The 17,869-nt window shown below is 70.7% G+C and carries 14 protein-coding genes, 1 tRNA gene and 2 pseudogenes; 4 read left to right on the top strand and 13 right to left on the bottom strand.

All coding sequences use genetic code 11. The features are described 5' to 3' along the window. Positions 1-170: 170 nt before the first annotated feature. The 4 genes from ACFXOA_RS31160 to ACFXOA_RS31175 all read right to left on the bottom strand — a co-directional run bounded on the left by ACFXOA_RS31160 (position 171) and on the right by ACFXOA_RS31175 (position 4,724). A complete protein-coding gene (locus ACFXOA_RS31160) occupies positions 171-1,172 on the bottom strand; it encodes a hypothetical protein (protein WP_385035352.1) in 1,002 nt (333 codons plus the stop codon). Between the two features lie 602 nt (positions 1,173-1,774). Then, on the bottom strand, positions 1,775-2,293 hold the full coding sequence (locus tag ACFXOA_RS31165) for a hypothetical protein (RefSeq protein WP_385035354.1): 519 nt from the start codon (positions 2,291-2,293) through the stop codon (positions 1,775-1,777). An 81-nt stretch (positions 2,294-2,374) separates the two neighbouring features. Continuing rightward, positions 2,375-2,743 (bottom strand): IS3 family transposase, encoded by a 369-nt coding sequence (locus ACFXOA_RS31170; protein ID WP_385035356.1) that lies wholly within the window; start codon positions 2,741-2,743, stop codon positions 2,375-2,377. 22 nt (positions 2,744-2,765) lie between these two features. After that, complete coding sequence (locus ACFXOA_RS31175) at positions 2,766-4,724, bottom strand: NAD-binding lipoprotein (protein ID WP_385035358.1); 1,959 nt, start codon at positions 4,722-4,724, stop codon at positions 2,766-2,768. Between the two features lie 506 nt (positions 4,725-5,230). On the opposite strand from ACFXOA_RS31175, the pseudogene ACFXOA_RS31180 reads away from it, so the two are divergent. Then, positions 5,231-6,164, top strand: a pseudogene (locus ACFXOA_RS31180) (tyrosine-type recombinase/integrase). Between the two features lie 111 nt (positions 6,165-6,275). Here ACFXOA_RS31180 and ACFXOA_RS31185 read toward each other — a convergent pair. Further along, positions 6,276-6,349 (bottom strand) — tRNA-Pro (locus ACFXOA_RS31185). 195 nt (positions 6,350-6,544) lie between these two features. On the opposite strand from ACFXOA_RS31185, the pseudogene ACFXOA_RS31190 reads away from it, so the two are divergent. Then, a pseudogene (locus tag ACFXOA_RS31190) lies at positions 6,545-6,680 on the top strand (transketolase); the annotation flags it as partial. An 18-nt stretch (positions 6,681-6,698) separates the two neighbouring features. On the opposite strand, the gene ACFXOA_RS31195 reads toward ACFXOA_RS31190, so the two are convergent. The 6 genes from ACFXOA_RS31195 to ACFXOA_RS31220 all read right to left on the bottom strand — a co-directional run bounded on the left by ACFXOA_RS31195 (position 6,699) and on the right by ACFXOA_RS31220 (position 13,060). Continuing rightward, positions 6,699-7,067, bottom strand: coding sequence for an MmcQ/YjbR family DNA-binding protein (locus tag ACFXOA_RS31195; RefSeq protein WP_385035360.1), 369 nt, complete (start codon positions 7,065-7,067; stop codon positions 6,699-6,701). Between the two features lie 106 nt (positions 7,068-7,173). Then, entirely contained in the window at positions 7,174-7,794 is a 621-nt protein-coding gene (locus ACFXOA_RS31200) for an ATP/GTP-binding protein (RefSeq protein WP_385035362.1), read from the bottom strand. Beyond that, positions 7,772-8,143, bottom strand: a complete 372-nt coding sequence (locus tag ACFXOA_RS31205) for a DUF742 domain-containing protein (protein WP_385035364.1) — start codon at positions 8,141-8,143, stop codon at positions 7,772-7,774. Before ACFXOA_RS31205 ends, ACFXOA_RS31200 begins: the two co-directional genes overlap by 23 nt. A gap of 2 nt (positions 8,144-8,145) precedes the next feature. Further along, entirely contained in the window at positions 8,146-8,580 is a 435-nt protein-coding gene (locus ACFXOA_RS31210; protein WP_385035366.1) for a roadblock/LC7 domain-containing protein, read from the bottom strand. 7 nt (positions 8,581-8,587) lie between these two features. Next, positions 8,588-10,618, bottom strand: a complete 2,031-nt coding sequence (locus ACFXOA_RS31215; protein WP_385035368.1) for an ATP-binding protein — start codon at positions 10,616-10,618, stop codon at positions 8,588-8,590. Between the two features lie 432 nt (positions 10,619-11,050). Continuing rightward, positions 11,051-13,060 carry a beta-galactosidase gene (locus tag ACFXOA_RS31220; RefSeq protein WP_385035370.1) on the bottom strand — a complete coding sequence of 670 codons (2,010 nt, stop codon included), beginning with the start codon at positions 13,058-13,060 and terminating at the stop codon, positions 11,051-11,053. A 421-nt stretch (positions 13,061-13,481) separates the two neighbouring features. Between ACFXOA_RS31220 and ACFXOA_RS31225 the strand changes: the two genes are divergently transcribed. After that, the gene (locus tag ACFXOA_RS31225) at positions 13,482-14,531 is read left to right on the top strand and encodes a LacI family DNA-binding transcriptional regulator (RefSeq protein WP_385035372.1); all 1,050 of its coding nucleotides are present in this window, start codon (positions 13,482-13,484) and stop codon (positions 14,529-14,531) included. Positions 14,532-14,642: 111 nt separating this feature from the next. On the opposite strand, the gene ACFXOA_RS31230 is transcribed toward ACFXOA_RS31225, so the two are convergent. Together ACFXOA_RS31230 and ACFXOA_RS31235 are read right to left on the bottom strand one after the other, a co-directional pair. Then, positions 14,643-15,065 (bottom strand): hypothetical protein, encoded by a 423-nt coding sequence (locus tag ACFXOA_RS31230; protein ID WP_385035374.1) that lies wholly within the window; start codon positions 15,063-15,065, stop codon positions 14,643-14,645. 207 nt (positions 15,066-15,272) lie between these two features. Further along, positions 15,273-17,069 carry an ABC transporter ATP-binding protein gene (locus tag ACFXOA_RS31235; protein ID WP_385035376.1) on the bottom strand — a complete coding sequence of 599 codons (1,797 nt, stop codon included), beginning with the start codon at positions 17,067-17,069 and terminating at the stop codon, positions 15,273-15,275. Positions 17,070-17,376: 307 nt separating this feature from the next. Here ACFXOA_RS31235 and ACFXOA_RS31240 point away from each other — a divergent pair, with 307 nt between their 5' ends. Beyond that, positions 17,377-17,691 (top strand): hypothetical protein, encoded by a 315-nt coding sequence (locus ACFXOA_RS31240; RefSeq protein ID WP_385035378.1) that lies wholly within the window; start codon positions 17,377-17,379, stop codon positions 17,689-17,691. Positions 17,692-17,869 lie beyond the last annotated feature (178 nt).

Below are 17,869 nucleotides of genomic sequence, written 5' to 3' on the forward strand. Positions count from 1 at the left end.
GTTTGTTTGTTTGTGTTGGTTTTTTTTTTTTTTTTTTTTTCTTTTCCCCTGCTCGTGGTTGTTCTTGCGGGGCGCGCCCGGGTCGTCCCGGGCCCGCCCCCCCCACCCCCCACGACTCTCTCCCCAGCCCAGCGAACACATTTGTCGTCGACCTACTGCCCTCGGTTTGGTCAATCGGTCCGTTGGGGGGTGACGTCCATGCGAAAGAGTGTTCGGGATCCGTCCTCGGTGTTGGCCCGAAGGAGGATGCCGGTGTCCGGATCGAGAGTGAAGTGGCAGACGAGCCCTTCTTCAGGGGCCCAGGCGCTGAATGGGAAGGACCGCATCGGCCGTACCGTGGCCTTGACGGAGGTGGGCCCGGCCGTGGTGACCTCTGCGAGGTGCGACACAACGCGGGCCGGACTGAGGAGTTCCGCGAGTCTGGCTGCCGCAGGGTCGGCCTGGTCGGGTTCGTAATCACCGCTCATCTCCACCGTCATCGTGTTCCTGCCTCGAAATGTGACAGCCCATGAGCGACTGGAAGGCACACTCGCTACCGACAGGTCCGATTCGATCTCCGGGACGGCCGTGACTTCGGCTCTCAGACGTACGGGATCGAGCAGGCTGGTTGCCATGCGCGCCAGAACGAACGCCGCCCCCTTCTCCGCACCAGCCGGCATCCGCGCTGCGTCGGTGATCGGTGAACTGCCGTCTGCCGTGGTGCGCAGCCCCCGCAGGTGGCCGGAGCGGAAACAGCCCTGCCTGTCGTAGGCGCGGGTGCGCAGGAGGAATCCGGTGGCGGTGTCGACGCCGGCGGTCAGGTAGGTCACCCCAGGCGGGAGCCAGGGGTCCTGCGGGTCGGCGGTCCAGGGATGCGGGACCAGGTTGACGGCGACGCAGGAGCGCCCGTCGATCCAGGTGCACTGACCCGCCGAGGCGGTAGCCACACCGCTGATCAGACGGGCGGGATCGCAGAGTAAGAGCAGGGGGTCATCGGCGGCTTCGTCCTCCTTGCGGAGGCGGGCACTGGACTCGGAGTCGATGCGGAGCCGGCCCGCCGAAGTGGCCTCCGTTTCTTCGAAGCGTCCCACGCTGTGCCAGCCGTAGCGGCCCGAGACATCATCCGGAAAGCGGTGCTGGACGTATTGCGCCTCTGCATCGAACTGGATGTCCCGTGCCGCTGCGGCACCCATCCTGCCAAGGGCCCAGCGAGCCAGGCCCGCGTGATCGCCGGCCATGGCGTTCAGGGGGTGGGTAGTTGCCATGAGGCCCAGTTCTCGGGTTCTCCCGGGCCGTTCGAGGGCCACTGCACATATAGAATTCGGTACGGATGGTCCTGAGGTGCGGGCGCGAGTGTCTCGATGCGCCACCGGTGGCCGCCGAGCGAGGTGATCCGACAGCCGGGCTTCGCGATGCCCTGGCCGCATGCCAGCACGCGCTGATTCTCCGGACTCTCGTCCGGAATTCCGGCCCGGTTGACGGTCTTATGCGTCATGAACGACGCGTACCAGGGCTGCTCCGGCCCCGCGACCTCCGCAGACAGAGGACTTCCCGATTGCAAGAGGGGCGCTCGTCTCCATGTGAGGCTTTCCGGCGGATGGTGGCCACTGCTCTTTGGCCACCGGCCGGCCACCAGGGGCAGCGCAGCTCCGTGTTGACCGTCGCGTGCGCTCGGCGCGGGTGGCATCGAATCCGGGGAGGGGTCGGAGCCGCCTTGTCGATTCGAGCTGCAGGAGACCAACGCCATCGCCGGAAAGACGGCGTCCGCCACAGCTACCGACGCACGACTCACGACTCACCGCTTCGTGTACTTGATCTCGCTGTCGTTCTGGTTGTACACGTGCGCTGAGCCCTTGCCCTGCGGCCCAGATACGTAGAAGCGCGCCTGGCCCTTGTAGCGGTATTTCGTTCCCGCCTTGCAGCCCTTAGGCGCCACCACACGCAGTTTGCGGGTGTTCTTCTTCCCGCCCTTGGACGTTTTCAGTTGCTCCCAGCCGCACCAGCGCGACCGGGAAAGGCTGCCCTCGGTCGAGACGTTTGGAGCGACCATTTTGCACGCTGTGTCGAAGTGCACGTTGATCGTGTAGTTCTTCGTGTGCAAGCTGTGGGGATAGTCGACCTTGCCGCTACAGAGGTAAGGCAGCTTGGGGGCCCTCGCCTCACGACCCGTTTCTGTCAGGCCGGCCTGTCCTCGCACGGCGCCACCGGTCTCGACAACCGGGCCGTCGGCTACAGCCGCGCCTTGCCCGGAGAGCAGGGCGAATGTGGCCAGTGCCGCAACCGTCAGAACCGTTCCGCGACGTGGTGCTGTCATGACACTCCGATTCGCTGGGCCAACCTTGTGGCCAGGCAGGGAAACGAATCCTGTATAGCTGCTGAAGTGCGGAGTATTCGGTCAGGAGCGGGCGATTTCGCTCGGATGGGCTTCGGGGTCACTCGTGCGTGGGATCGCGGGTTCCATCGCTGCCCATGAGTGGGGAACGATCACTGCCGAGCCGGGAAGTGATCTCCAATGCCTTGGGACGTGGCTGGTCAGTCCTACTCGTGAACACCCCGCGTTGTTTACCGTCCGACGCATCACCCGGGAGACGCGCTTCTCGTTGACGTGCAGACCCTTGTTCTTCAGCTCGGCGGTGACCCGCGGGGAGCCGTAGGCGCCGCAGGAGGCCGCGCGGACCTCGCGGATCCTCGCGGCCAGGCGCTCATCGGCCCGCTGCCTGGCCTGCCTGGGCTGCAGGCCGGACAGCCCTGACAGGCCGGACACGTTTCCGGAAGCACCTTTGGCTTCAGTTGTCCTTGGTAGTGGACTCCTGTGGTTCGCCGGCGAGCGAAGGGGGTGGCAGGTGGTCCGTCGCGATCACCACGATCTGGTCCTCGGCGTGCCAGATGCGCCGCTCGGCCTTCGCCGGGTTGAGCTTGATGCCGTGGTCATCGGAGCCGGTGCGCGCGAGGTCCTGCCGCCGGTAGCCGATCGCGCACTCGCCACGCATCTGAGCGGCGGCGACGACGTCGGCGAACGTGGCTTCGGCGCCCTCGCGAATGTACGCGTAGGCGGGGCGCAGGCAGACACTGCTGCCCTCTGCGGAGAACAACTCCTCGAAGACGGGGGCCAGATGCCGGTTCTGGGTGATCTGAGCCATGAGCAGGCCGACCAGCATGCCGCTGACGATGACGTCGGAACCGCTGTTCACGGGTGCCAGTGGGCGGTTGCGGTCATCGACGAGTTCGGTGACGATCTGCGTCTCGCGTCCCGTTCGCTGATCCAGCAGCCGCACGGCCAGGAGGGTGACCAGAGTCCAGTCGTCCGGGTGGTCGCGGCCCTCGCCCTGATCCGGGCCCAGGACGATCACCCCGTCGTACGGGTCTAGGTCGAAGTCAAGAAGGACCTCGGGTCGGGACAGGGCAAGGGACCGGAATCGCACATCGTGCCGGGCGGGTCTGTCCGCCTCCGGTTCTCTGGGCCCGGGTACGGCGTTGTCGGCGACGACGTCCACCACGGATCCGGAGCGGGCCGTGCTGCGTAACTGTTCCAGGACCAGGGGTGCACGGCGGTTCCAGCCGAGCAGCAGCAGCCGGGACGGGCCGGCTGGCTCGGGCCGGGCCGTGGCGATCGCCGAGACGTCGACGAGGTGCCGGCAGTCCGCGACGCTGGCGCTGTCGTCGTCGCGGGCGAGTACGATCAGGCAGCTTCCGGGCAGGACGAGGGTGTCGGCAGGCGGATTCAGCAGCGTGCGGCCATCGGGTGTGAGCAGTCCCACCACACAGGAATCCGGGTGGCAGAGCAGAGTCGCCCCGAAAGGACCGCCCTGGAACGCGGTGGCATCGGTGAGATGGAACTCGTCGCCCGCGAAGTCGAGAAGGTCACGCAGGACGAGGGAGAGGCCGGGACGGCCGACGCACTGGGCGATCAGCCGGGCCGTGACCGTGTCCGCCTCCAGAACCGTGCCGAGGGGGCCCGCGGCCAGGCGGGCAGGTGCCCGGTACCGGTCGTCCCGAACCGCCGCGAGCACCGGAGGCCCGTCGGTGTAACCCCCGATCACCGCCCGTAGGGCCAGCAGGACGCGCAGCACCTCGGCGTCCGCCGTCGGTCCCGCCGACGGCAGGACCACCACGGTGCCCGCCGACCGCGGGCTGACGCGGGCGAGAACGTCAGGGTCGCTGGGGGGACCGCTGCGGCAGACAATCCGGCCGCGGACAGCTGGCCCGACCCTCGCGGCCAGCGCCTCCTCCATCACCGCCTTGTCACGGTCGGCCAGCAGAACGATCGCGCGCCGCCGCCGCGGGGCCTGCGCGACGATCAGTTCACCCACCACGGTAGTCACCTGGTCCGACCAGCCGAGCACCAGGACGTGCCCCTGCTCCAGAACCGTGGACCGGCCCCTGCTCAACTCCGCCATTCGATCGGCCAGTCCGGTCGTGATCACACCGACGAGCGTCGACACACAGAGCAGCGCGACCAACCCGAGCACCGCGGAAAGCATCATGCGCAGTGGCGTGCCGGTGGCCGCACCCAGCCGCAGCGTCTCCGCGCTGATCCGCCACGCAGCGGTCAGCCGCCCCGAGAGCGACGTAGGCGATCCCGGATCCGTCCACACCAGCAGCAGGCTGACCGGGACGACGACAGCCAGGCAGGTAATCACCAGCCAGCCCATCAGCGTGCCCGTCGAACGAGCCAGCGTGCGGTCGAACCGATAGCGCGCCCGGTCCCGCAACGGTACCTGTGGCTCGCCGTTGGCTGATCCCACCACCACTCCCCTCTCCCGCTGCCGAGCACCCCCACGGTCGCCGCGGCACCGGCCGTCTCTCTCCGCAGAGTGCGACCTCCGGCAGCGGGGCGCGCCGGGATCGGCGGCCGGTTCATCCTTTCGGAGGCTCAGCCGCGGAGAAACGCATAGACCATCCCGTCGATCCGAGGTACGCGGGGACGCCCCCGCCGCAAGCCCCGGCGCCTGTGCCGCCCGGGGCTACGACTTCGACAAGTACCGCGACCACGAGTACGCCGCCGCTGCCGCAGGGTAACCGTTTGCCTTCCCTGGCTGCTCGGCTGGCGGCAGATCAACCGCGGCGGCAACGACGGCCCCGAGAGCACCGAACCGCTTCCAGGGCCCTCGCCCAAAGGGTGCCGCCAATGACGCCGTGTCACACATCCCAGCAGGCAGTAGGGTCTGCCGCACCTTCAGGTGACAGGTTCAGTCACGCGGCTTGGAGGGCCGGTGTGGTCATGACGGTTTCTTCCAACTGGAACCTCAATATCCCAGTCTCCAGATGTCCACGATCAAGGGGAAGGTTCAAGCAACCCGTTGTCCCCGCCGTCGGGCATCTCCCGGTACGGATGATCACCAACGGCGTCGTCGACCGCGCCGTGCAGAACCGGATCGCCGACGAGCACAGCCGCTCCACGGTCAAGAACACCATCGCCGTGCTGGTGCGTGTCATGGAGCAGGCCGTCCGTGACGGCATCATCAAGGTCAACCCCGCCCGCGTCACCGGCCGGCAGCGGCTCTACAAACAGGCCCAGGACGAACTCCTCGACCCCCGCGCCCTGGCCCTGCCCGACTGGGAAACCCTCGTCCACCTGTCAGAAGCCCTGGTTGCCGCGTCCCACGACCGCTACCGGGGCTGGGGAGACGTCGTCCTCTTCGCTGCCTGCACCGCCGCACGCATCGGCGAGGTCTCCGGCTGCCGCGTCGGCGACATCGACACCACCCAGTGGATCTGGACCGTGCAACGCCAGACAACTCCCGCACCAGGAGGACTGACCGACAAGGGCACCAAGGGGAAGCGGGCACGCAAGGTCCCCATCCATCGAGGAGATCCGCCCCCTCGTCGCCGAGCATGTCCTGTCCGCCGGCCCCGACCCCGACGCCCGCCTCTTCACCGGCCCCCGCGGCGGACGCATCTCCACCGCCGTCCTGCGCGACGCCACCCACTGGGACGAGGTCGTCGCCCGACTCGGCTACGAACACCTGCGCCGCCACGACCTGCGCCACACCGGCCTCACCTGGTTCGCCGACGCCGGAGTCCAGATCCACGTCCTGCGACGCATCGCCGGCCGCGGATCACTGACCACCACCCAGCGTTACCTGCACTCCGACGTCCACAAGATCACAGCAGCCGGTACCGCGCTCACCGCACACCTGGCCGCACCACGTACACCGCCCAGCAGGATCGCCATCACCCGCTGACAGCGGTCAAGAGGGACTGGTCCCCAACTGGTCCCCAACTGGTCCCCAAAAACGATCAAGGGCCGGTGTCGGAAACCTCCGAAACCGGCCCTCACCTGCGACTGTCTCCAGTCGGGACGACAGGATTTGAACCTGCGACCCCTTGACCCCCAGTCAAGTGCGCTACCAAGCTGCGCCACGTCCCGCTGCTCGCTGACCTGGGCTTTCCCCTGGCCGAACGCGCATGAGAACAATACCGCACTCGGGCCGGTGCTCACGAACCCGTTTCCTGGCCGCTTGACCTCGAGCAAACTTGATGTTGAGCGCTGGGCCGCGTGACCGGACAAGACGTGAGCACCGCACCCCGGCCGGTCCACGGTTACGACGACCTCCCCCGACCGATGGGCCTGATGACCGGTGACGAGAAGCACGGTCCGGCGGTGCCCTCCACCCCTGGACGCCCTCCGGGTCCTGTACGACCGGGTGCTGCGGGTCTCTCCCGGCACCGCCGAGGCCCCGGACAGCGACCGCTTCCTGCGACTCCCCCGAGGACCGTCAGTCGCCGGGGGCGGGCGGGCCGAGCTCGGGGTGGGCGGCGAGGAGACGGCGCGGGGCCGCCTGCCGCCACGAGTCGGTGAGGATGATGGTGAGCTCGGTCACGTCGTCGAGCGCCGCCAGCCGGACACGCAGCCAGGCGTAGTTGTCGTCGTGCCCCTCACGCACGAAGAACTTCTCCGGCTCCGAGGCGATCAGCTCGGCGCGGTCCTCGACGGGACACTTCACGCCCATCGTCACGTCGTCGTCGCCAAGCGCGGCGAAGATCTTTCCGGCTACCCGGAAGGTCGGCTGCCCCCAGGCGAGCTTCTCGGCGGTGTCGGGCAGCGAGAGCGCGACGGCACGCACGTCGTCGGCGGTGGCGCTCATCCGGGTCTCCTTCCTCCGGGCACGTACCGTCCTCGCGCGCGATCCCGTTCCGGGCCGTGCCCGGGCGGCGGGGAGGACGGCGTCCGCACGGCGGCGCCACGGATGCTCATGGATGAGCTCCGAAGCCGGTGAGCGGTGCGGGCGTCGTGGCGTTGATGAGGTGCTGGACGAGGGTGACGAGCGCACCCGTGCCCGAGCTGGCGATCCTTGCGTCGCAGAGCACGACGGGTACGTCAGGGCCCAGGTCGAGTGCGGCCCGCACCTCCTCCGGCTCGTAGCGGTAGGCGCCGTCGAACTCGTTGACCGCGACGATGAATCCGATGCCACGCCGTTCGAAGAAGTCGACTGCGGCGAAGCACTCGGCGAGCCGGCGGGTGTCGGCGATGACCACCGCGCCGAGGGCGCCCTTGGACAGCTCGTCCCACATGAACCAGAACCGCTCCTGGCCCGGGGTGCCGAAGAGGTAGAGCACGTGCTGCTCGGACAGCGTGATCCGGCCGAAGTCCATGGCGACGGTCGTCGCCGTCTTGGACTCGATGCCTTCGAGACTGTCGGTCGCGGCGCTGACCTGCGTCAGCAGCTCCTCCGTGCTGAGCGGCGCGATCTCGCTGACCGCTCCCACGAACGTCGTCTTCCCGACGCCGAACCCGCCTGCGACGAGGACCTTGAGGGCCACGGGGAAGTAGCCGGAGCTTCCGGAGCTGTCAGAGCTGTCGTCGTAGACCATCGAGCACTGCCTCCAGCAGGGATCGGTCGGTTGGCATGTCATGGAAAGCGGGGGCGTGGGCGGTGACCGCGCCGCAGTCGACCAGGTCGGACAGGAGCACCTTGGTGATGACCGCGGGCAGCCTGAGTTGGGCCGCGACCTCCGCCACGGACGTCGGTCCGTCGCAGAGTTCCAGGGCCACCGTGTGCTCGGGGCCGAGGTGCGCCTGGGGGTGTCTCCCCGTGGCCATCACCAGGGAGAGCAGGTCGAGCACGGTGGTCGGTCTGGTCCGGCCGCCGCTCACCGTGTACGGGCGGATGAGCCGGCCTGCCGCGTCGTCGAGCAACGGCCCGTCCTGCGGGGCCGGCATCCTCACAGCCCCGGGGTGAACGGTGCTCCGGCCGGCTGCCGGAGCGGCGTCGTCAGGTAGGGGCGCACACTCTTGACCAGCATGGCCATCTCGTATCCCAGGACCGCGGCGTCGGCCTCACGGCCGGCGAGGACGGCGAGACAGGTCCCGGAGCCCGCGGTCGAGACGAACAGGAGCGTGGAGTCGAGTTCCACCACGACCTGCCGCACGTCGCCGTTGTCGCCGAACCGCGCCCCCGCGCTCCGGCCGAGTGAGTACAGCCCCGCGGCGAGGGCGGCCATGTGGTCGGCACTGTCGGAGTCCATCCCGTGGACGGACTTGACGAGGCCGTCAGCCGAGAGAAGGACCGCGCTGCGCGTGTAGGGCACGCGCTGGACCAGGCCGGTCAGCAGCCAGTCGAGGTCCGAGACCTGACCGGACGGCGTGTCGGTCGTCATGCTGCATCTACTCCTTGAACTGGTTCTCGGTGCGTGGATCCGGTCGGGACGCGTGCGGCAGCAGGTGCCCACCGCCACCCGCCGGGTCGTGGGCCGTCGCGACGGCGCCGGTGCCGGGCTGGGGGCTACGGGAGGGGAGCGGGGCGAGGCCGTGCGGCCTCTGCCCGCCGACGGCCGTGGGGCCAACGGGCGCGGCCGGCGCGGCCCCGTGGGCGGCATCGGCCCGCACAGGTCCGGTCGCGTCGGCGGTCTGGGCCTCGGCGAGGTCGACCCCGCGTCGGAAGGCGGCCATCAGACCGGGGTCGTGCAGGGCGTTCCCGTCCTCCTCGCGCGGCACCGGGGCTTCCCTCAGCTGCGGGACCAGGTGTTCCTGGTTGCTGCGCCTGGGAAGCCGGGGCCGCCCTGTGTCCGCCGGGTTCCCGGCGGGTCCGGCTGCCGGGTTCCCGGCGGGTCCGCCGGCTCGCGCCGAGGGAGGGACGGGTCCGTCCGGGCCCGCCGGACGGGTTCCGGGAGGGCCGTCGTGCCCTGCCGGAGCTTCCGCCGTCACGGGCATGGCGGGAGCAGGGACCGGACCGGCGGGGGGTGCCGAGGCCGGGTTCGGGCGGTCGACCCTTTCGGGACGCAGGGGCAGGGGCGGCCCGTCTCCCCGGGGCCGGTCCCGCTCCGGTCGCCGGTCCAGCCGCAGCGGAGGCCGTTCCACGGCCTGGGGCGGGACGACGGGCCGTTCCGCCTGTGTGGGGACGACCGCCGCCGGCTCGGGTGCGGGGGGCGGGACGGGCGCCGCCCCGGGGGTGGTGGCGTCGATGTCGATGCCCAGCAGGACCTCGGGCAGCACGAGGACCGCCTGGGTCCCCCCGTAGATGTTGCTCTGCAGCCGTACGGCGATCCCGTGCCTGCGGGCCAGCGAGGCGACGACGAACAGTCCGATCCGCCCGTCCTGCAGCAGGTGGGCGACATTGACCTGGTCGGGATCCGCGAGCAGGGTGTTCATCCGCTTCTGCTCGGCGCCCGGCATGCCGAGTCCGCGGTCCTCCACCTCCAGGGCGAGCCCTGCGGTGACCCGCTGGGCCCGCATCAGGACCTGGGTGTGCGGGGCGGAGAACACGGTGGCGTTCTCGACCAGTTCGGCCAGCAGGTGGATGACGTCGGCGACCGCGTGCCCGCGCAGGGTGCCGTCGACCGGCGGGACCAGCTTGACCCGCGGGTAGTGCTCGACCTCGGCGATCGCCGAGCGCAGCACCTCGGTCATGGTGACGGGGTTGCTCCACTGCCGGCGGGAGACCGCACCGCCCAGTACGGCGAGGTTCTCGGCGTGTCTCCGGATGCGCGTGGCGAGGTGGTCGACGTGGAAGAGGCCCTTCAGCAGATCAGGATCCTCGACCTCGTGTTCGAGCTCGTCGAGGATCTGGATCTCGCGGTGCACGAGGGACTGCAGACGGCGGGCGAGGTTGACGAAGACCTCGACCTTCTGTTCGTTGCCGCTGCCCTGGAAGAGCTGGGACGCCTGCACGACCGCGGCCACCGCGTCGTCGTGGGCGCGGTCCATCTCCTGTCCGAGGAGGTCGAAGGCGTCGGCGTCGGGGGCTGCGGCCGGGGTGACCCTGCGGGCCGGAAGGGGTTCGCCGTCACGCAGCTGGTCGACGACCCGCTGCAGCTCGGCGTGGTTGCGGGCACCGGCGCGGCGCAGGGCCGTGCACCGTTCATGCACTCCCGCGGCCACCCGGTTGGCGCCGAGGAGTGCCGCCGCCACGGCGGCCACGGCCAGTGCCCCGGAACCGCCGAGCGCGGTCAGCAGGCTGCCCGAGGGGCGCACCCCGGAGGCCCGGATGGTGAAGATGACCGCCGCGGCCCCGCTGAGCACGGCGGCCACGGTCGGCAGGAGGGCGGTACGCAGCAGTTGGGGCCGAAGCCGGGCGTCGGGCGTGGGCTGCGCGGTGCGCGGCCGGCTGGACGCCGAGTGGGCACGGCCGCCCGGACGGCCGTGCCGTCCGCCTTCGCGGCGTTCCGGTCGCGCGGTGGGTGCGCGAAGTTGAGACATCATCGTCCTCGGTACGTGGGGCACCAGGAATCGGCATTCGTGTGGTGACACCTACGGCGGTCGGTCAGGCCCGGGTCAACGGCTGGGGCAGGCTCGACCGATATGAGCCCACCGTTGATCACCGGCCACACACGGTAGTCGTCAATCGCCCGTGCTCGATGTGCAGTTGTCGAAGTTGCCCGCCGGGCGTCCCGCTCTGGTATGAGGCGTCGCACGGGCAGCCGATTCCCTGCGCGTCCGCGTCGGCGCACTTGCGCGAGTGCCGCCCGACAGTTCGATTTCCCGTGCGCCCGCGAGGGCCGGGGCACGGGTGAGGGCGGGGAGCCCCGGAACCCGTAGGTCCCCGAGCGCCCCGCCCCCGTCTCCGCACCCGGTCCGACAGCGCCGGCAGGGGCGCGTGCGCGGCGCACCCCCGAACGAGCCTTCGGGCCCTCAGCGTTCGCGGAGCACCGCGGTCTCCAGGGCGGGCACGGTGAGATGCGACCGCACCTCCTCACCCCGGATCAGCTCGCGTCCGGTGGCCGGCACCTCCACGTCGTGGGAGGTGTGGTTGATGAGGAAGAGGAAGGACGTGCCGTCGTCGGCCCGTCGTCGCACAGCCTCGACCCCGTCCGCCAGCCCCGGGACGGCCGGGGCGACATCGGCCTCGGCGAGGAGGGCGTCGACGATCCGCGCGACTCCGTCGGCGTCCGGCCGGGTGCCGACGTACCAGGCGCTGCCGCGTCCCGCGGGGTTGCGGGTGACCGCAGGCAGCCCTTCCAGGGGGCCTTCGGCCCAGGTGCGCACGGCCCGCGCGCCCTCGAGGCGCGTCCTCTCGCTCCAGAGTGTGGCGCTGGTGCCGTCGTCCAAGGTCAGGGTCTCGTCCTGGAGGAGCGGGTGGAACTCCTCGGTACGTACTCCGAGCAGCTCGCGGAAGGCGCCCGGATAGCCGCCGAGCCGCACATGGTCGTTCTCGTCGACGATGCCGCTGAAGAAGGTGACGAGCACACTCGCTCCCCCGTGCGCCGCCTCCGCGATGCGGGCCGCGCACCCGTCGTCCACGGCGTAGAGGGTGGGGACGATCACGACCCGGTGACCCGAGGGGACCGTCCGGGGGGACACGATGTCGACGGTGACGCCCCGCCGCCAGAGGGCGCGGTACCAGCGCATCACCTCGTCCGGGTAACTCAGGGCCTGCGTCGGATGCCCCTCGGACTCGGAGGCCCACCAGGAGGGATAGTCGAAGACGAGTGCGACGTCGGCCACGACACGGCTGCCCCGCACCGGCGACAGGGACCGCAGCCGCCGCCCGAGTTCGAGCGTGCCGCGCCAGACGTCGGAGTCCTCCCCCGCGTGCGGGAGCATCGCGGAGTGGTACTTCTCCGCGCCGGCCGCCGACTGCCGCCATTGGAAGAACATCACCGCGTCCGCCCCCCGTGCCACATGGGCGAGGGAGTTGCGCAGCATCTCCCCCGGCCCCTTGGCGCGGTTGCGCGGCTGCCAGTTGACCGCCGACGTCGAGTGCTCCATCAGCATCCAGGGATCGCCGCCGGCGACACCGCGGCTGAGGTCGGCACTGAAGGCGAGCTCGATGTGGGCTTCGGGGTCGCCGGCGATGAGGTAGTGGTCGTTGGCCACCACGTCGAGGTCGTCCGCCCAGGAGAAGTAGTCCATCCACTTGGTGCCGGTGGACATCATGAGGTTCGTGGTGGTCGGCACGTGCGGGGTCAGCTCGCGGAGCACATCACGCAGGGCCCTGTAGTGGGTGAGCAGTTCGTCGGAGGAGAACCGGGCGAAGTCGAGCTGCTGGGTCGGGTTGACGAAGGTGGGCGCGGACAGCGGAGGGAGCACCTCGTCGAAGGAGTCGTAGTGCTGGGACCAGAAGGCCGTTCCCCAGGCGGTGTTGAGGGCCGCCGGTGTGCCGTAGCGGTGCCGCAGCCAGCGTCGGAACGCCTCGGCCGCGGCGTCGGAGCAGTCGTGCGGGACGTGGCATCCGAGCTCGTTGTCGACGTGCCACAGGGCCAGCGCGGGATGGTCGCGGTACCGCTCCGCCATGCGGCGGGTCATGCCCAGGGCGTAGTCGCGGAACAACGGCGAGGCCACGGCGTACGACTGCCTGGAGCCCTGGTGGAGCACGGTGCCGTCGGCGAGCCGGGGAAGGATCTCCGGGTGCTTTCGGGTGAGCCAGGGGGGCGGCGAGGCGGTGGCCGTGGCCAGGGCCACGCCGATGCCGGCCGCGTGCAGGCGGTCGAGCACCGCATCGAGCCATGCGAAGTCGAAATCCCCTTCCCTGGGCTCCAGTTGTGCCCAGGAGAAGATGGCGACGCTGACGAGTCCGACGCCCGCCTCCCTCATCAGGCGCACGTCCTCCGTCTGGACTTCCAGCGGCCACTGCTCGGGGTTGTAGTCACCCCCGTAGGCGATCCCGTCGACGTTCAGGGGCCAGGGGCGTCGGGGTGTCATCGGGGACCGTCCTCTTCCGGGCACGCGGGTGCCTCTTCAGGTGGTGCGTCGTGTGTCGCGCGGGCGGGATCGGGGGGCGGCGTGCGGGACATCGCGGTCCGGCTGCCGTACACCCCCTGCGGCCGGCCTGCCTGGACGGCGCCGGCGAGACCGCGGGAGCCGGTACGGCACGGCGGCCGCGTGACGGCCGGGCGGAAGCGGGTCCACGTACCTCGAGGAGCCTAGGCACCGGAGATGTTGACGTCAACATTCGTGCGGTGGGCGCCTGCCACCGTGGTGCCGGAAGAGCGCTCCGGGGTGAACCGGGCGGCACGCGCGCGGACCCGGGCCCCGTGTCGCCCGGGAACGCCCCCTCGTCCTACCCTGACGGAGATCGAGGACCACGCGCCGTCGGGGCGCTCCGAAGGAGGCCACGGACAGGGTGGGCACAGAATCCGGGGAGCACCGGCCACGTCGGCGCGAGGCTTCCATCGACGATGTGGCCCGGCTGGCGGGCGTGTCGGGCCAGACGGTCTCCCGCGTGGCCAACGGACACAGCAATGTGGGCGCTGCGACCAGGGAACGTGTCCTGACTGCCATGCGTGAACTGGGCTACCGCCCCAACACCGCGGCCAGGGCCCTGAGATCGGGCCGGTTCCGCAACATCGGCGTCGTCGTCTTCACTCTGGCCTCGTACGGGAACCTCCGGACCTTGGAGGCGGTCGCGGCCGCCGCCACCGAACGGCGGTACACCCTCACGCTGATGCCGTTGGCACGCCCCACGGACGCCGAGGTGAACGCCGCCCTCGACCGGCTGGGCGAGCAGGCCGTCGACGGCGTGATCATGCTTCTCGAGTCACGGCAGGGCGAGGCCGCGCAGGAACGGCTCCCCCACGGTGTCCCCGTCGTCGTCGTGGACTCCAGGGCCGTCGACCGGTCCGCGGTGGTGGACACCGACCAGTACGAGGGCGCCAGGCTCGTGACCCGGCACCTCCTCGGGCTCGGCCACCCGACGGTCCGGCACGTCGCCGGCCCCCAGGACTCCCACTCAGCCCTCCTGCGCATGCGGGGGTGGCGTGACACCTTGCTGGCCCACCGGCGCCCCGTGCCGGAGCCGATCCACGGCGACTGGTACTCCGACTCCGGTTACACCGCGGGACGGACGCTGGCCTCCGAACCCGGGCTCACCGCCGTGTTCGCGGCCAACGACCAGATGGCGCTCGGAGTGCTGCGCGCCCTGGCCGAGGCCGGGCGGCGCGTACCGGAGGACGTGAGCGTCGCGGGATTCGACGACATGCCCGAGGCCCGGAACTTCATCCCCCCGCTGACCACCGTCCATCAGGACTTCACCGCGGTCGGCCGTACGGCGGTGGAGGCGCTCGTCCAGGAGATCGAGGGCGGACCGCCCGCCCACTACAAGGAGATCGCCCCGCGGCTGGTGGTCCGCGACAGCACCTGCCGGGCGGCCCGGGAGCCCGCGGCGCGGGACTGAGCCCTGCACGACGGGTCCCGGAGGCCGTACGCGTGTCAGCGCCCGGGCGCGACCACAGCCGCCCGGTGGTGGGCGCGTACGGCGACGGCCGTACGCGCCTGTCCCCGGGGTTCAGAGCTCCCAGGCGCTGAGCCGGCCGCACATCCCGTACCGCGGGGGCCCCGGCCGCGCGGTACGCGCCGCGACCGCGGCCTGCGCCAGGTGTCCGGTGCCCCCTCGGGCGAGTTCGGCCGGAGCGGCGACCGCGCCGGCCGCGCTCCGCTCCGCCCCCGCACGGACCGCGGCTCGCCACTCGGGCACACGTCCGGCGACCAGACGGCCGGCGGCCGCGTGCAGATCCGCCAGCCCTCGCGCCCCTTCGGCGTCCACCCTCGCCCGCAGCCGCGTGTAGCCGGCCAGAGCCAGGTCCCTGCGCCGGCGGGCGGCTGCGGCCACCAGGGGATCGTCCGTGACCTCGGTCGACCGGTCGGGGAGCCGCGCAGCCTCCTGGTAGCGCTCAGGGTCGTCGAGAATGTCCTGAGGGAATGTCAGCACGGCGTCCCCAGACCACATAGCCCTCCGAGGACACGGTGTGCAGATGGGGCGTGCCGCTGCCCGCCCGCCCCGGCTCGTCGTCGGCGGGCCAGTCGTAGACCGCGAGACGGCTGACCGAGGTCCCTCCCGGAAACTGCGGATGGACGGTCATCAGTTCTCCTTGCTGCTCGCTCCGTTCGGCCCGTCGGGGCCCTGACGAAGGCCGGGTCACCTGGGTGCGGAGGGCTGCAGAGCGGCGTAGACACCACCCGCGCCCAGCAGTTCCTCGTGTGTCCCCACCTCGGAGATGCCGCCGTCCTTCATGGCGACGATGCGGTCGGCCCCCTGGATCGTGGAGAGACGGTGAGCCACGACGAAGACGGTCCGGCCGTGGACGAGCCGGCCCAGCGCCTCCTGCACCAGGGCCTCGGAACGGTTGTCGAGCGCGGAGGTCGCCTCGTCGAGCACGAGCACCCTCGGATCACGGATGAGAGCCCGCGCGATGGCGAGCCGCTGCTTCTGACCCCCCGACAGCCGGGCGCCGCGCTCACCGATGACCGTGTCCAGCCCGTCCGGGAGACCGTCCACGAAATCGAGCGCGTTCGCGTCCCGCAGCGCGCGCATCAGGGTCTGCTCGTCGGTGTCGGCCATCCCGTAGGTGACGTTCTCGCGGATGCTCCCCTCGAAGAGGATCGACTCCTGGGGCACCACCGAGAGGAAGCGCCGGTAGGTGCGGAGATCCAGCCCCGCCATGTCCGTTCCGTCGAGGAGGATGCGGCCCGAGGTGGGCCTGATGAAGCCGATGAGGAGGTTGAGCACGGTGGACTTCCCCGCTCCCGAGGCTCCGACCAGAGCGATGGTCTCCCCCGGCCGCGCGGACAGGGTGAAGCCGTCGACGGCCGGAGCTCCGTTGTCGTAGGCGAATCCGACATCCTGGAACTCGATGTGGCCCACGACGTCCCGCACCCTCTCCTTGCCGGCGTTGTTCTCCAGATCGGGCGCCTGCAGGACCTCTCCGGCCGAACGCACGGACTCCAGGCCCTTGGTGACCACGGGAGCCAGACCCAGCAGTGTCGTCACCGAGCCCGTGAGCACGGTGAAGAAGGAGCTGAGCATCACCACGTCGCCGGGGGTGACGGCCATCCACCCGTGATAGGCCACGAGCGCCGAGCCCGCCAGGCACAGCACACCGAGGAGGTTCATGATGACCCAGGCGAGGGATGCGAAGCGGCCGTTGATGGTGTCCAGCCGCAGACCTGCGGCGAAGACCTGGCGCAGCGATCCGTCTACGCGGCCGAGCGCGGTGTGCTCGAGTCCATGGGCGCGCGTGATGGGAATGAGTGTGGTCATCTCCCCGACACGGGACGACAGTTGCTCGACCTCGCGCCGGAAGGACTCGTTGTGGCTGCGCAACCGGCTGCGCAGCTTCATGACGAGGAAGCCGGAGGCGGGAACCACCACGAGGAATACGGGCAGGAATTCGGGCACCCGTACGCCGATGACGACGAGCCCGCCGGTCAGCGTGACGACGGCACCGAGTCCCATGTCGGAGCTCTGCTGCACCATCTGCTCCACGGCCTCGACGTCTCGCACCACCTTCGCCTGGAGCACGCTCGAGCTGACCCTGGCGTGATACCCGATGGAGAGCTGCTGCATCCGCCGGCAGAGCGCCGACCTCAGGCTCGTGCCCATGCGGCGGATGCTGCCGCCGAGGAACCGCACGTACCACTGGTGGAGCGGGTAGTTGATGACGAGGATGAAGACCAGGACTCCCGTGGCCTTCCAGATCCCGGACTCCGGCCCGTGCTGGACGACCACGTCGAGGACGGTGGCGGTGATCAGCGGCAGCAGCCAGATGGGGCTGTGTTTCACGACGAATATGACCACCGCCATGACCAGTCGGCCACGGTCGGGGCGGAAGAGATGGCCGAGCGTGCGGATCGGGTTCTCACCACGGTAGCGGTGATCGAGGTGGTCGAAGGGTACCGAGGGTTCGACAGTGAGCGGCGAAAGCGCTTTCTCCATGGCTCCATCCCACCGCCTTCCCCGGCTGCGTTCAACCCCGTGCCCGGGGAAGGGGGCGGGCGGGAGGGCCCGCGGCGCACCGGATCACCGGGCAGGCGCGTCGGGCGGATGCCCGGAACGCGGCAAGGAGAGGCCTCCTCCCATCCGGCCCCTCCCTCCGCGGGAAGCCGGGAGGGAGTATCGGATCCGGTGCCGGTTGCGGGGCCCTTCGAAGGCACGCCCGACCCGGCACCGGAATCCGTTCAGGCTCACTCTGTGTAATCCGGCGTCAACCGGGTAGCGGGCCGAGATGTTCAGGTATAGGCGTGTGCGAGTTCTGACTGTGCTGCTCACCGGGTGGGTGGCGCTGACGGCCGTCGAACGGTGGGCCGAGAACTCACCGTGGCCGAGGGCGATGCTGGGCGGGCTGTTGTGGGCGTCCGTGGTGGCCGGCGTCTGGTGGTTCGCCGAGTGGACCCAGTCGCCCCTGCGTACGGCGCGCATGCGGGACTCGGCTCGTGCGCCGGAGGCTCAGGCTCCGAACCGGCCCGGCACGGCGCGCGGTCCCGAAAGGGCGGCGCGCGCCGGCGGGGCGGACCCGGCCCCTTCGCGGACGGGGTCCACCACGCCGTCCGGTCACTGACTCCGGCGCCGGCGCGTCACATGTCCGAACCGCCGGGGGGGCCCCCGGGGGGGGCGGCCCCCGGGCCGGGCGGCCCCCCGGGCCGGGGGGGGGGCCCCCGGGGGGGGGGCCCCCCCCCCCGCCGCCCCGGAGCCGGACACGGTCGAGGAGGACAGGAGTTCGCCGTCGGCCGCGAGCC

The sequence above is a fragment of the Streptomyces sp. NPDC059166 genome (assembly GCF_042755185.1).
Classification (GTDB): Bacteria; Actinomycetota; Actinomycetes; order Streptomycetales; family Streptomycetaceae; genus Streptomyces.